The sequence below is a fragment of the Pseudomonadota bacterium genome (assembly GCA_023229365.1).
Taxonomy (GTDB): domain Bacteria; phylum Myxococcota_A; class Polyangia; order JAAYKL01; family JAAYKL01; genus JALNZK01.
Genome location: JALNZK010000024.1, coordinates 34,453 through 49,380 on the forward strand (window position 1 = coordinate 34,453; position 14,928 = coordinate 49,380).

The following is a 14,928-nucleotide window of genomic DNA, read 5'->3' on the forward strand; positions in this document are numbered from 1 at the left end:
TCTAGTTTGAGTTCGCCGGGTCGTCCAGCGACACGGGTGCGCGCGTTCGCGACGCGAACCCGCAGCGCGCCGTCCAGTCCGCCGCGTGCGCCCGCTGGCCCTCGCGCAGGGCGGCGTCCGCCGAGAGCGCGGCGAAGACGGCGCGGGCCTCCTCGAGGCGGCCGAGATGGAAGAGCGCGCGGCCGCGCAGCGTGCCAGCCGCGAAGACGACCTCCTTCGAAGTGGCGGCGAGGCCGTGGCGCTCGGCGGCGTCGAGCCACTCGATGGTGCCCTCCCTGTCGCGGAGCCTCGCGTGCTGGCGCGCGGCGAGGTGGTCGAGCCAGGGATCCCCGGCGCCCGCGGCGAGCTCACCGATGCGCAGCGCAGCCAGCGCGTCCGGGCTGCCGTGCGCCGCGGGCTCGGCGGCGAGCGCGTCCAGGATGGGCGCGACCGCGCCGCCGGCGTCCATCCGGCACAGGTGCGCCTTGACCTGCAGGCGCCTGCGGAGGTCGTCCGACGGCGCGCCCGGCACGAGCGCCGCGTACCGCTCGGCGGCGGCGGGGCAGCGCCCGCCCTCGGCGTCCAGGTCCACGAGCACCTCGGCGATCCTGTCGCGCTGCGCGGACCCGAGCTGCCCGGAGGAGAGGAGCTCCCGGCCCATGGCGACGACGGCGCCCCTCCTGCGCGACGCCGCGAGCGCGGCGAACAGATCGAGGCGCGCCAGGGTGGAGTCCCCGGATCTCAGGAGCGCCGTCTCGAGCGTCTCGATCGCGCGGTCCAAGCGGCCCTCGGAGGCGAGCTCGGCGGCCGCCGCGTTCAGGCGCGCGACTTCGTGTACGCACGTCGACCCGATCACCGATGGCCTGTCGAACCGCATCCGTGCGGCCGCGAGATCCCGAGGCTCGAGGTCGACCGTGTCGAGGAACGCATGCCAGCGCCGCTCCAGCGCGCCGAGATCGTGCCCGGTCGCCGCCTCGAAGGCCGCGCCGCCGTAGATCCTCCGCAGGGCGGCCGCGCCGTGCTCCGCGCGGAGCCAGCGCACGAAGGAGCCGGCGGCGGTGTACGCGGTGGACGCCGCGAGGTCGAAGAAGTCGAGCCCCATGGTGCGCGCGAGCGGCGGCAGGAGATCGAGGCGCCTCATCGCGGCGGCCCACTGGTGGGTCGTCAGCTCCCCCCGCGGCCCCTCCGCGGCGACGGCGTAGCCCTCGACGAGCCCGGGGCTCGGCACGATCCCGAAGGCGTCGCCGGCGAGCGCGAACGGGCCGCGGCCGAACGAGGCGGCGACGGCGTGTGCCAGCTCGTGGCGGAGCACCTCGTGCGGGACCTCGTCCACGACGACGTACACCTCGCCGCGCCAGGGCTTCGTCACGTTCGTCCGCGCGGCCCCCATCGCGCGCCCCTTGTCCGCGGCGGTCGCGAAGAAGAAGACCGAGATCCGCCGGCGCTCGCCGGTCTCGAAGAACGCTTCGACCTCCGCGAGCGAGAACGCCGCGTCGTCCGAGCTCTCCCGGGCGATCTCGGGGTCGATCCCGTCGGGGAAATAGAGATCGAGCCCGTCCCTCGAGACGCGCGTCGGGAGCTCCCGCTCGAGATCACAGCGGCGCGCCGCGTGCCCGAGCGGCGGACCCGCGAGGTGGGCCCCGATCGCCGCGAGGAGGAGCGCCGCAGCCGCGATCGCCGCCTTGCGCCCGCTCCCGACGAGCGTCGGCTTGAGGAGCAGGGCCCCCCTGTCGAGCGCCGCGGCGGAGATGGCGAGGATCGCCGCGACGTCCAGCAGGGTGACGACGCGGTAGGTCACGAGGCCGCGCCGCACCTCCAGCAGCGTGTCGTACAGCACGCCGGGAAACCAGCCGAAGAACGGCCCGTACAGGAACACGGCGGGGGTCGCGTAGAACTCGATGCCGGCGGCGAGGAGGCTCGCGAGCCACACGCAGAACCAGGCCGCCGCGGCGCTCCGGGCACGCCGGAAGGACGCCCCTATGGCGAGCCCGCAGGCGGCGGCCGCGGCGACCGAGATCACCGGGAGCAGCACGAAGAAGAGCGCACCCTCGGCGAGGTTGCACGGCGGCACGCGCGCCGCGTTGAGCAGCGAGAGCGCGAGGGGAGCCGCGAGCAGGGACATCCCCGCCGCGAGCGCCCTGCCGTAGAGCGCCGGGATCGCGGGCCCCGGCTCGAGGGGGGGCGCCTTCCCGCCGCGGATGCGCGGCGCGACCGTGGTCGCCACGTGCCCGGCGCCGAGGGACGCGAGGAGGGCCGTCGCGAGGGAGAGCTCGTAGCCGAGCGTCTCGAGCAGCGGCACGAAGCACGCGACGGCGCCGAGGACCGCGCTCGCGGCGAGCCAGAAAGCGAGGGCAGGCCACGCGGTGATTCGCGCGCGGAGTCTCGTTGCGAGCATGGCGCGTTCACTATACACTCGACGTCATGAGAATGGCATGGGTGTGCGCGCCTTTAGCGGTCCTCGCCGCAGCGCTCGCCGTGGGCGAGGCCGCCGCGGACCCCACGAACTACCAGCGCTACGTCATCGGCGAGCGCGCGCTCGGGATGGCCGGCGCACAGACCGCGGCCGTGAACGACCCGATGGCCAACCTCTACAACCCCGCGGCGATGGTCTTCACAACGTCGACGATGGTCTCGGCGAGCAAGTGCCTCTACAGCCTGGACTCTCGGGAGGTGAAGGACGGCTTCGTCCCGGCGTCCAGCTGGTACGGCGGCGGCGCGTCCGACGCGGTGACCCTCTCGCAGAAGAACGACCTCACCCTGCCGTCGACGCTTGCGCTCTCGACCAAGTTCGGCCCGCGGCTCAAGGAGAGCAAGTCGCAGCGCCACGCGATCGGCGTCGCGATCCTCGTGCCGAACCAGGACAAGTTCACGCTGCGGGGGAGGTGGCGCGGAGACGAGGGCGTACAGGACAAGGAGACGTACGCCCTGTCCGAGTCGTTCACGCAGGTCTGGATGGGCCTCTCGTACGCCTTCCGCGCCGTCGACGAGCTCGGGCTCGGCGTGTCCGCGTTCCTGCAGACGACCTCCTTCGAGAGGAGCATGACCCAGACGCGCTACGGCGCCATCGAGGAGTGCACGCTCCTCGACTGCGGCTTCATGCAGTTCACCGAGTCGGACCTCTCGATCAACACGGTCGCGCTCCTGTTCCGGGTCGGCGCGCTGTGGGAGCCGCACCCGAACTGGCGGTTCGGCCTGACGGTGTCCGCGCCGTCGATCCTGATCCCGGACCTGAAGCTGTTCACGACGAAGGGCGAGCTGTCCCAGACCTACGGCGAGGCGTGGGCCGACGGCACGGCGACCGATCGGATCGTGTACTTCAGCGACTCCTACAAACTGAAGGTCAAGCTCCAGGAGCCGATGTCGTTTCGCCTCGGCGCGGCGTACCTGTGGCGCAACATGTTCGCCGTGGACTTCGACGTGTCCCTGTACCTGCCGGTGACCTACCGCCGCATCGGCGGCGATCCGGTCATGGATCGCCGTTGCCCCGAGGGGGCCGAGGCGTGCGACGACCCCACCGCCCCGGTCGTGGACGAGACCGCCAGCCCGTACTGGTTCGATCCCGGAATCCTCAAGAGCATCGAGCGGCGCGCGGTGGTGAACTTCAACCTCGGGTGGGAGCTGATCATCGACAAGATGTGGACGATCCGCAACGGCGTGTTCACGGACCTCTCGTCCGCGCCGCCGGTCGTCGCCGGGGATCGCCCGCAGCAGACGCGGGTGAACCGCTACGGCGCCGCGCTCGCGCTCGGCTTCAGGTACAAGGGGTACGATATCTCGGTCGGCGTGACCGGAAGCCTCGGGAAGGGGTACGCGTCCGTGCAGAACCTCCACGAGACGCTTCCCTGGCAGCCGGCGGCGGTGTCCGAGCGGGCGATGTACGTGTTCATCGCCGGGGTCACCTCGGCCGCGGTCAAGGGGTCGAAGACCGTCGTGAAGAAGGCGCAGGAGAAGATCGAGGAGATGGAGGAGGCCGAGGAGGCCGAAGAAGACGAGCTGACCGTCGAGGACGAAGGCGAGGAGACCGAGGGCTGAGGCGGCAGACAAATTACTTGAATATCGGGCCGATACCCGAGTCCATAGAGACAGATTATTCCACTGGCCGAGAGAAGGAGGGTGAAACCATGAAGACGAAGCGCATCGTAGCCGTAGTCGTGGTGCTCGCGTTGCTGGCGATCGCGACGGCCGCGGCGGCGGCCGAGACGACCATCACCGTGAACGTCAAGAACGCCGTGGGCATGCCCCTGACGGGCGCGTCGGTCGTCGCCAAGTCGGGGACGCTCGCGGCGACGCCTTGCACGACCGCGGCAGGGAAGTGCGTGATCAAGAAGGTGATCACGGGCAAGACGTGGACCGTCGTCGCCAAGGACCAGAACGGAAAGACCGCCGCGTGGAGCGGTGTCGTGAGCGGGGCGAAGACGATTACTATACAGATCAAGTAGTCGATACTTCCATCGCCCGCCCTCCCCGCGCGCTCGCTCCCCCATCGAGAAGGTTTCGTGAGCCTTCCGGCAACCACCGCTTGCTTCGAGCTGTGGAAATTATGGTACTATCACCCCGGTTCCGAAATCGATTCCGTCGTGCTTCATGGAGGAGATGATGAATTTCTCGCGTCTTGTGAGGACGGTCTGCGCCGTGTTCCTGTCGCTGGTCCCGTTGGCAGCGTTCGGCCAGGACGATGCGGTGGTCGATTACGACGTCGAGTCCGCGGGGGTCGTCACGAGCGACGACGAGGCGGTCGCCGACGCGGAGCTCGGCGCGGGCGGCGACGAGATCATGGACTGGGGAGCTGCGGAGGAGGACGACGACCGCGCGAAGCTGAAGCCCTGGGAGTGGGGCGCGCGCAGGCACCACTCGAACCTCATCGGCACGACCGGCCTCCTCCACATGGCCGAGGCGGGCACCGGACCGGGCGGGACGTTCGGCATCGGCGCGCACATGACTTGGTTCAAGTACACGAACTATCTCATTCACAACGACGAGAACGTCGGGATGTGGGGCGGGCTGAACCTGCGGATCTCGTTCGTCGACTTCCTCGAGCTGCACTGGAACATCGCGGCCGCAGCGAACAGCAACGACAAGGAGACCCCGACTTTGTTCCAGTCGCTCGGCGACATGACGCTCGGCCTCAAGGGATCGCACACGTTCGCGCAGTGGTTCACGCTCGGCCTCGACGTGAGCGCCGTCTTGATGAACTCCGTGGGCGACGTCGCGGCCGACTTCTCCGGCACCTCGGTCGGGCTCGACGCGCTGTCGACGTTCGACTTCGCGCAGCTCAACAGGAAGCTCCCGCTGCGTGCGCACCTCCTGTTCGGCTACTACTTCGACAACTCCGCGAACCTCGTCGACGACCTCGAGAAGAAGTACGGCGGCTGCGGCTCGGACGGGCAGGGCGGCGCGAACTACGAGGGGTGCCTGTCGCCCATCGAGCGGACCGCGCTCGGCATCAACAGGAATGACCAGCTCCGGTGGGGGGTCGGCCTCGACGTGCTGTTTCCGTACATCTCCCCGATGCTCGAGTACCGGATGGAGATCCCTGTGAACCGCCAGGACTTCGTCTGCCCGCGCGACGCTCCGGGCAGCTACGATCGCTGCATGGCAGAGGAGGGGGCGCGCGGCTTCCGCCAGGTGATGACCGTCGGGGCGCGCGTGCTGCCGCCCATCGAGGATCTCGCGATCGACATCGGCGTCGACATCGGCCTCTCGGGCTACGCGCCGAGCGTCCACGAGCTCGCCGCGGAGGCGCCGTACCGCCTCATCTTCGGGCTGAGCTACAACATCGACCCGTTCCGGGAGCCGCCGCCGCCGCCGCCGCCGCCGCCCCCGCCCCCTCCGCCGCCGCCGCCGCCGCCGCCGCCGGCGCAGATCCTCGGCCTGGTGCACGTGGAGGGCTTCGTCGATCGGCCGATCCCGGAGGCGAGGGTGACGTACGTCGGCCAGGAGCTCAACCCGCAGGTCGCGGGGCGCGACGGCCGGTTCACGTCGTACCCGCTGCCCGTCGGCACCGCGTCCCTGCACGTCGAGGCGGAGGGCTTCGTGAGCAGGAGCTTCGAGGTCGAGATCCCCGAGACCGGCGAGCTCGAGCAGCAGCTCGGGCTCGTGGAGGAGATCAAGAGGGGGACGATCTCCGGGCAGGTGCTCGGCGAGGAGGACAAGCCGCTGAGCGGGATCGAGATCCGGGTCGAGGGGCCGACCGCCACGAACGTCGTCAGCGGGCCGGACGGCTCCTTCGAGCTCGAGGCGGACGACGGCGACTACATGCTCGTCGTGAACGCCGAGGGCTACCTCGCGAAGCGGATCCGCACCGACGTCAAGGCGGGGGCGAAGACGCAGATCCAGATCGTGCTGCGGGAGAAGCCGAAGACCTCGTCGGTCGTGGTCCGGGCGAAGGCGATCCAGATCAAGAAGAAGATCCAGTTCAAGACGAACTCCGACGAGATCGACCCCGTGTCGTTCAACCTGTGCGACGAGATCGCGGCGGTGATAGTCGAGCACGCGGAGCTCAAGCAGGTCGAGATCCAGGGGCACACGGACGACCGGGGCAAGCGCGACTACAACCTCGACCTGAGCGAGCGCCGCGCGGGCTCGGTGCGCCGGTACCTCGTCGACGCGGGCGTCGAATCGAGCCGGCTGACCGCGAAGGGGTTCGGTCCGGACAAGCCGCTCGCGCCAAATATCACGGCCGGCGGCCGCGCGAAGAACCGCCGCGTGGAGTTCGTCATCCTCGACAAGACCGAGTAGCGCCTCGGGCGTTCCCCACCTCCGAGAACAGTTGCGGCGAGGCGCCGCTTTCTGTTACCTCAGCCGAGCGGTTCTGGAACGAGCACGAGGGTAACGAGATGTCAGAGATCCGACTCCGCTTCGCACCGTCGCCGACCGGCGTCCTCCACCTGGGCGGCGCCCGGACGGCGCTCTTCAACTGGCTGTACGCCCGCCACACGGGCGGGAAGTTCCTCCTGCGCATCGAGGACACCGACCACGAGCGCTCGACCGACGAGTCGACGCGCGCGATCCTCGACGCCCTGCGCTGGCTCGGCATGAGCTGGGACGAGGAGCCGGTCATCCAGTCGCGCCGCCTCGATCAGCACAAGGAGGCGCTGCGGCAGCTGATCGACGCGGGCAAGGTCTACAAGTGCTACTGCACGCCCGAGGAGCGCGAGGCGATGCGCGAGAAGGCGCTCGCCGCCGGCAGGACGTTCATCTACGACGGCCGCTGCGACGGGCTCCCCGAGCGGCCGGGCGCGCCGTTCGTCTGGCGCTTCCGCATGCCCAAGACGGGCGAGACGGTCGTCGACGACATCGTGCAGGGCAGGGTGGTCACGCCGAACGCCGAGATCGAGGATCTCGTCATCGCGCGGGCGGACGGATCGCCGCTCTACAACTTCGTGGTGGTCATCGACGACGCGGCGATGGGGATCACGCACGTCGTGCGCGGCAAGGATCACCTCACGAACACGCCGAAGCAGATCCACATCTACCGCGGCCTCGGCCTGCCCGAGCCGCGCTTCGCGCACCTGCCGCTCATCCTCGGCCTCTCGAAGCGGCTCCGCTCGGCCGGCATCGAGGCGTACCGCGCGCAGGGCTACGTCCCCGAGGCGGTGAACAACTACATCGCGCGGCTCGGCTGGTCGTGCGGCGACCAGGAGCTGTTCACGGCGGCGGAGCTCGTCGAGAAGTTCGACCTCGCGGACGTCAACAGATCCGAGGGCGCCTTGAACCTCGAGAAGATGGAGTGGACGAACCAGCAGCACATCCAGCGCACGCTGCCCGAGCGGCTCGCCGCGCTCGCCCCGCCGTTCCTCGCGGCCCGCGGGATCTCCGTCGACGCGGCGGATCCGAAGCTCGTCGGGGCGTGCCGCACGGTCGCCGCGCGCTCGAAGACGCTCGTCGAGCTCGCGGAGAAGATCCGCTTCTACTTCGCGCCCGACGGCGCGCTCGCGTACACAGAGGACGCGGCGGCGAAGTTCCTCGACGTGGCGGCGCGCGGACGGCTCGCCGCGATGGCGGACGCGCTCGGCGCGATCCCCGAGTGGACCGAGGCCGCGCTCGAGGCGGCGGTCAAGGCGTTCTGCGAGGCGCAGGGGCTCAAGCTCAAGGACGTCGCGCAGCCGACGCGGGTCGCGCTCACCGGCGAGGCGACCGGCCCCGGGCTCTACGAGACGATGGTCGTGCTCGGCCGCGAGTCGTCGCTCGCGAGGCTGCGGCGCGCAGCGGCGAGGGGGTAGGCCTTGCGGCTCCGGGAGCTCCCGCTTCTGCCCGTCCGGTTCCTCCTTTGGCTCGCCCGCTGGCTCCTGCTCGATCCATGGCGCGAGCTCGACGGCGAAGCTGCCGCCTACCGTTCCGGCGAGGGCGCCGCGCTGTACACCAAGGACGCGCTCCTCGTCTTCTACATCTTCGCCGTCGTGACGATATCGCTCACCGTGCAGTGGTACTTCGGCGATCCGGACGCGTTCTACGCGATCCTGGCCTTCGTCGACGACCCGACGAGCCCCATCCTCCATCCCGTCCCCTACGCGATCGCGGCGGCGATCTTCAAGCCGGACGGCGGCGGCTCGGCGGTGCTCGCGCTCGCCACGAGCGAGCGCTGGGAGCTGTGGAACCTCCTGTACTGGGCGGCATGGCGCGTCATCGGCTTCCTCGTCATCCCGGCGATCGCGGTCGCCGTCCACCCGCGCCTCAGGTTCGCGGACACCGGGCTCAGCGCCCGCGGCTTCTCGAAGCACGTCTGGCTGTACGGCGTGCTGTTCGCGCCGGTGCTGATCGCCGTCGTCGTCGTCTCCTTCACGGACGAGTTCTCGACCTACTACCCGTTCTACGGGGAGGCGCACCGCTCGCTCTTCGACTTCGGCGTGTGGGAGGCGTTCTACTTCGCCCAGTTCCTGTCGCTCGAGTACTTCTTCCGCGGCTTCATGATCCAGCCGCTGCGCCGCATCATGGGCTCGTCGTCGGTCTTCGCGATGGTGATCCCGTACGTGATGATCCACTTCGACAAGCCGATGCTCGAGTGCTTCGCGGCGATCATCGCTGGCGTCGTGCTCGGCACGCTGGCGCTCCGGACCCGGTCGATCTGGGCCGGGTTCCTCATCCACGTGAGCGTCGCGCTCTCCATGGACGTCGCGGCGATCCTGCAGACGCACGGGATCCCCTGGCGCTGATTTCGCTGCCGCCGGCCCCGGAAGCGCGCGATAATGCCCTCATGAAAAAGATAGAGGCTTTCTTCATTGTTCTGTTCGGCGTCCCCGTCCTGCTCGCGCTCCAGGGTTGCTGGATGATGGCTCCGTGGGGCGATCACGGCCACGGGACGGACGCGGACACCGATTCGGACTCGGACTCCGACAGCGACACCGAGTGCGAAGAGACGGTCATCACGGTCCTCAACGACCCCGCGCGCGTGCTGATCCTCCTGGATCACTCCTCGTCCATGGCGGGCACCAACTGGGACATCGCGCGGAGCGCCATCGGGGATCTCCTCTCGACGTTCGCCTCAAGCTCCATCGAGTTCGGCCTGGACACGCTGCCGGACCCCCAGGTCGGCGAGTGCTCGGTCGAGGCGCCGGTAGCGGTCGACTGCGGCCCGGGCACGGAGGCCGCCATCAACGGCGCGCTCGCGGGCATGTCCACGTTCGTCTCCACGCCGCTCTACGACGCGATGGCCGAGCTCACCGAGCCGGGCTACGCGCCCGGGTGCATGGAGACGGAGCACGCCAAGCACCTCCTCCTCATCGCGGACGGCGAGGACTCCTGCTCGACCGCGACGCCGGGGGACTTCGCCGCGCTGACGAGCGCCCTCGTGGGGATGGGCGTCCGGATCACGGTGGTCGGGTTCAACGTGAACATCGACTCCGGACAGCTCGAAGCGATCGCGGCCAACGGCGGCACCGAGTTCACGTCGTACCTCAACGCGAGCGACGAGTCGTCGCTCAACGCCGCGCTCGGCGCGATCGCGGACTCCGTCGACAGCTGCCTCTTCACGATCGCCTGGCCGGCCGCCTCGGCCGAGCCGGGGCTCGTCAACTTCTACTTCGACGGCCTCCCCGTCCCCATGGACGAGGACTGCTCGACCGGCTTCGGCTGGCGCTGGGCCGGCGAGGCGCACACCCAGATCGAGTTCTGCGAGGGCTCCTGCGAGCTGCTTAAGGACGGCGCGATCGGCGAGCTCCGGGCGACCTTCGGGTGCGAGACGATCGGCGGGTAGGTTAGAGGCTCACTCCGGCGGCTCGGGGGCGTCGGAGATCGCGGCCACGCCGGCGCCGCCCGGGTAGGCGAAGCTGACGTCGTTGTCGTGCCCGGCGACCGAGATCGAGAGCGGATCCTCGGACTCGATGACGTGGCGTCCCGGCGCGAGCTCGACGTGCACGTACTGGTACTCGACGCTGTCGAACGTCCCGAGCGGCGAGAAGGTCGCGCCGATGGGCGCGCCGTCCAGGTTCACGGGAGCCGCGCTCCCGCGCACGACGGTGACGAAGTTCGTCTCGTAGCCGTCCGGCACGAGGAAGACGTACTCGGTCTGGAGCTGATCGACCGCGGGCAGCACGAGCATCGACGGGTCGCCGGGGTACGAGGTCAGGATCCCGCCGAACTCCTGGTTCGAGAGCAGGAACTGGGTCACGGAGAACGTCTTCTCGGGATCCGAGGACGAGACGACGAACGGCAGGTCGGTCACGATCTCGGCGGTCTCGTACGCGTCGAGCGTCGCGGGCGCGCCGGCGGGTGCCGACGGGGTGTAGACGAGCTCGGTGCCGTCGAACCCGGCGCTCAGGCGGTAGACGCTGCGGCAGTTGCCGTTGCCCTTGGCGTCCGCCGCTGGCGGGACCGCGTACGCCGCGCCCCACGACTCGAGCGGCAGCATCTGGTGCTCGACGTGATCCGCGCAGCACTTGGTCGTCGTGGACGGCTCCGAGGTCGCGACGCTGCCCGAGAACACGGCGATCTTCTTGTCCGCGGCGACGCGCGTCCCGTGCAGGGTGCCGAGCGCGTCGAGCCCGCCGGCGATCGCGGTGAGCACCTGCCCGCGGTTCAGGACGACGTCCTGGTAGGCGCCCGAGTAGAGCGCGTTCGTCGGGTAGAGCGTCACCGTGGTGGCGTCCTCGGTCGCGACGACCGCCACGAAGCCGCCGGTGTTGTCGGAGTTCGCGGAGAACGCGTCGGCCGCTACGAGGTTCGCGGAGCCCGTGATCGCCGTGTAGTCCTGCGAGAGCACGCGCTCCGGGAGCAGGAGCGACGCGTCGTTCGAGTACACGGGAGAGGTGTTGTCGAGCGGGTTGAACTGGTACGCGGCGATCGGGATGTCGCTCTCGATCCGGAACGCGATCCCGTCGCTCGTCGTCGCCGCGGGCACGATGCTCTGCGTGTTCGGCAGCGCGAACGTGACGATGTCGTTGGTCGGCACGCTCTGGGTGGCGAGCGGCGTGGCGCTCGAGCCGGAGTAGACCGAGACCGTCGCCGGCACGTCGTTGGAGACGTTGGCCACCACGACCGCGAACTGCTGATCCTGCGGCACGACCGCGAGCGGCGCGTCGGTCACGTTGGGCAGGTCCACGGCCCAGAACGAGCAGCCGAGGTTCGTGTCGCCCACGTCGTTGCACGGATCCGTGTCGCCGTCCGAGTCGGAGTCCGTGTCCGTGTCGGAGTCGGTGTCGGTGTCGGAATCCGTGTCTGTGTCCGTGTCGCCGTCCGTGTCGCCGTCGGCGGCCGCGCGGCCACCCGACTCGCAGCCGAGCGCGCCGACGGCGAGCGCCGCGGCGAGCGAGAGGACCGCCAATGACCAGAGCCGCATTCGGGGACGCATCCTGACCTCCTCGGTGAATGTGCCGAGGCGATCATACCCGATCTGCGGGAACTTGGTGCCGGATCAGGAGAACAAAAGCGCGAACAGGCCAGGGCGCGCGGAGGAGCCCGCCGTCCGGCTGAATTCTTATGCAGCGGCACAAACGCGCCTCGCCGGTGTCAACGCCCTTGCAACCGAGGCGCCCGCGAGAGAGGATCCCGAGCACCATGAAGGACGAGAAGCTCCGGCAGCCCGTCAACCGCATGCACCTGCTGTACGCCATGGCGCCTATCGCCATGCTGGTCTTCCTCGCGGTCACGCTCATCCACGGCTTCTCGAAGATCGGCGACCGGCCCGCGCCCGCGCCTTCGACCGTGCCGGCGCCGAAGGCCGCCGCGCTGCCGGGGCGCGCCCCCGGACCGCCGGCCGTCCCACCCGCGCGCTGCCTCTCGTGGAGCGGAGGCTACGCGGCGGTCCGCGAGCGGCTGCGGCCGCTGCACAGGGCGCCGGAGGTATCGAGGCCCGGAAAGCGGCTCGTCGCGGACGCCGATCTCGGGCAGACGTTCGAGCTCTGGCGGGCGAGCGCCCCGGCCGAGGCGCGCGGCGCGCGGCGCACGATCTACGTCCAGCCGATCGGCGCATTCACGCCCGCCGAGGAGCGGGTCGTGGCGCTCACGGCGGAGCTGCTCGGCGTGTACTTCGGCCTGCCCGTCACGCGGCTCGCGCCGCTGCCCGTGGACGCCGCGTGGCCCAAGGAGGCGCGGCGCGCGGACAAGAGCTGGGGACCGGATCAGCTCAAGGTCCCCTATGTCCTCGAGAAGCTCCTCGCCCCGAGGATCGCGGGCGACGCCGTCGTCGTCCTCGGGCTCACCGCGCACGGGTTGTGGGAGGGCGATGACCTGACGTTCAGCTACGGCCGGACGTCGCCGTCCGAGCGGGTCGCGATCTGGTCGCTCGCGCCCAACGGCGAGCTGGGACGCGATCCGGAAGCGCAGGAGGAGCACGTCCGCCGCACGTTCAAGACGGCGGTCCACGAGATCGGCCACGTGCTCTCCATCGAGCACTGCACGGCGTACGTCTGCGCCATGCGCGGCGCGGAGGACATGGCCGGCGTCGATCTCCGGCCGCTCTGGCTCTGCCCCGAGTGCGAGGCGAAGCTGCTCGCGGCCACGGGCGTCGATCCGCTGTGGCACTACGAGCGGCTCGTCGGGTTCTTCCGGGAGCTCGGGATGGGGGAGGAGGCGTGGTTCTACGAGCGCGCGCTCTTCGCGGTCCGCGGCGTCCCGGGGCTCGAACCGCCGTTCGTGGCGGGGGTCACGAGGGTGGTGGATTCCCCGGTGTGCGCGCCGGCAGGCGTCAGTCCTGCGGGGTCTCGAGCTGGAAGGGGTAGGTGACGATGACGACGCCCCCGCCGTCCGGCTGCGGGAACGTCCACCGGCGCACGGCCAGGGCGATGCACGCGTCAAGCGCCGCGCTGCCCAGCGTCGACTCCTTCGCGACCGCGGTCTGCACCGCGCCCATCCCGTCGATGACGAACTGGACCGACACGCGGCCGGTGACGTCCGGGCGCGACGCGAGCTCGCGCTCGTAGCAGAACTTCACCTCGTTCAGGTGGCGGTGGACGACTCGGCGGATCGTCTCCTTGGACAGGGAGCCCTTGACCACCGCCCCGGTGTTGATCGGCCTGACCGGGTTCCCGGGCTTGCGGACGCCGTCGCGTGGATCGCCGATGTCGCCGTACCTCTTGCTCGGGCCGTGGCCGTCGCGCCCGATCGTGTCGAGATCGCCAACGCCGATCGTTTCGGTGCCGTCGCCGCCGCCGCCGCGTCCCGTGCCGTGGACGCCGAGGCCACCGTAGCCGAAGCTGTCGCCGAACCTGTTCCCCATGAGATCGCCGAGCGCGTTCTCCGGATCCTGGCCGAACGCCGAGTCGGCGCCGAACGGCGACACCGGCGCGTTCGCGGCGGTGAGGTAGCTGAGGATGCCCGCCTCGCGCGCCATGTCCCGCTGCAGCCGAGGGGTCGGGTTGTCCCGCAGGCCCTTGATCGCGTACTTGGCGTGCGTCACCCGGGCGTCCCGCTTCCCCATCTGCCCCTCCTCGTCCCTGGCGCGCTTCCCCTCGCTCCCGACGTCCTTCTCCTTCTCGGCCGCCTCCTTCTTCTGCTGCTCGAGCGGCACGTACGTGACGCCCTTGTCCATGCCGTCGCCGAGGTCGAGCGACATGGCGAGCAGATCCGGCACGTCGAAGAACGCGATGGCGACGACGAGGAAGTGGAACGCGAGCGACGCGCCGCCGAAGACGTGGTTGTCTCGGCTGAGCTTGAAGGACGCGGTGAGCGGCCGCGGCGCGGGGACGGACTTGGCGACGAAGCCGAAGCCGCCGAGCTCCGCGACGGCGATCGCGCCGGCCGGAACGAGGACGCGCATGCATCCGGGCGTCTCCTCGCTCGGGTGGCTCTCCCCGGCCGCGGCGAGCTCCGCGAACGACGCGCGGCGGCCGCCCTCGGAGGTGACGTCCCCGGCGGCCCCTGGCGGGAGCGTGAGCTGCGCGCCGCCGCCGGGCAACGCCGCGACGAGCGGCAGCTCCGCGAGGCCGCCGAGCGTCTCGGCGGGCACCTGCAGATCGCACTTCGGATCCTCTCCCACGCGGAAGCGGGAGGGCGCCTTGCCGTCGGCGCGCAGCACGTCGACCCGGATGACGGTGCCGCGCCACGTCGTGATGAGCTCGATCACCCGCCGCGACTCGTCCTCCAGCGCGGCCGCGTCCACACGGAGCTCCGGCCGTGTGATCACCTTGATCCTCTTCGCATTCGTGTTCATGTGGCACCCTCGTTCTGTGCGGATCGCCAGGCGATCGCGCGGCTCCGATCCCCGCACCGAGGCCTCCGCCCGCGCCGACGTCCCGGCCGTGACGCCGGCGCGCAACCCGACCCCCGCATTTTTCCCTGATCCGCTCTCGCGGCGACCTCGTGCGACGGTGTAGACACCGCGAGGCCCGGAAGGGTTCCCGAAATCCGGCGGTTCGCGCAGGAATCGGCCCAACGCGGCGCCGCGATCCTGTAGACTGGGGGACAGCGGCCGTGCGCCGCACGACCAAAGGGGGTTTCATGTCGGGTTTCGGATATCGGGTGCGCTTCGCGACCGTCCTCGCGTTCGTCCTCGCGACGGCCGGCTGCGAGGGGGTG

At 70.3% G+C, this 14,928-nt stretch carries 10 protein-coding genes; 7 read left to right on the forward strand and 3 right to left on the reverse strand.

Annotation, left to right across the window (positions count from 1 at the left end; translation table 11 throughout):
* Position 1 precedes the first annotated feature (1 nt).
* Complete coding sequence (locus tag M0R80_12830) at positions 2-2,374, reverse strand: hypothetical protein (GenBank protein MCK9460515.1); 2,373 nt, start codon at positions 2,372-2,374, stop codon at positions 2-4.
* A gap of 26 nt (positions 2,375-2,400) precedes the next feature.
* On the opposite strand from M0R80_12830, the gene M0R80_12835 reads away from it, so the two are divergent.
* From M0R80_12835 to M0R80_12860, 6 genes are all read left to right on the forward strand, one after another.
* Entirely contained in the window at positions 2,401-4,011 is a 1,611-nt protein-coding gene (locus tag M0R80_12835; GenBank protein MCK9460516.1) for a hypothetical protein, read from the forward strand.
* A gap of 89 nt (positions 4,012-4,100) precedes the next feature.
* Positions 4,101-4,418, forward strand: a complete 318-nt coding sequence (locus M0R80_12840; GenBank protein ID MCK9460517.1) for a hypothetical protein — start codon at positions 4,101-4,103, stop codon at positions 4,416-4,418.
* 154 nt (positions 4,419-4,572) lie between these two features.
* Positions 4,573-6,717, forward strand: a complete 2,145-nt coding sequence (locus M0R80_12845; protein MCK9460518.1) for an OmpA family protein — start codon at positions 4,573-4,575, stop codon at positions 6,715-6,717.
* 98 nt (positions 6,718-6,815) lie between these two features.
* Complete coding sequence (gltX, locus tag M0R80_12850; protein ID MCK9460519.1) at positions 6,816-8,201, forward strand: glutamate--tRNA ligase; 1,386 nt, start codon at positions 6,816-6,818, stop codon at positions 8,199-8,201.
* 3 nt (positions 8,202-8,204) lie between these two features.
* Positions 8,205-9,131, forward strand: a complete 927-nt coding sequence (locus M0R80_12855; protein ID MCK9460520.1) for a CPBP family intramembrane metalloprotease — start codon at positions 8,205-8,207, stop codon at positions 9,129-9,131.
* Between the two features lie 41 nt (positions 9,132-9,172).
* Entirely contained in the window at positions 9,173-10,171 is a 999-nt protein-coding gene (locus M0R80_12860) for a VWA domain-containing protein (GenBank protein ID MCK9460521.1), read from the forward strand.
* A gap of 9 nt (positions 10,172-10,180) precedes the next feature.
* On the opposite strand, the gene M0R80_12865 is transcribed toward M0R80_12860, so the two are convergent.
* Complete coding sequence (locus M0R80_12865) at positions 10,181-11,764, reverse strand: hypothetical protein (GenBank protein MCK9460522.1); 1,584 nt, start codon at positions 11,762-11,764, stop codon at positions 10,181-10,183.
* Between the two features lie 206 nt (positions 11,765-11,970).
* Here M0R80_12865 and M0R80_12870 point away from each other — a divergent pair, with 206 nt between their 5' ends.
* Positions 11,971-13,137, forward strand: a complete 1,167-nt coding sequence (locus M0R80_12870; GenBank protein ID MCK9460523.1) for an archaemetzincin — start codon at positions 11,971-11,973, stop codon at positions 13,135-13,137.
* On the opposite strand, the gene M0R80_12875 is transcribed toward M0R80_12870, so the two are convergent.
* On the reverse strand, positions 13,100-14,563 hold the full coding sequence (locus M0R80_12875) for an AgmX/PglI C-terminal domain-containing protein (protein ID MCK9460524.1): 1,464 nt from the start codon (positions 14,561-14,563) through the stop codon (positions 13,100-13,102). The two genes, M0R80_12870 and M0R80_12875, sit on opposite strands and share 38 nt — an antisense overlap.
* Between the last annotated feature and the right edge of the window lie 365 nt (positions 14,564-14,928).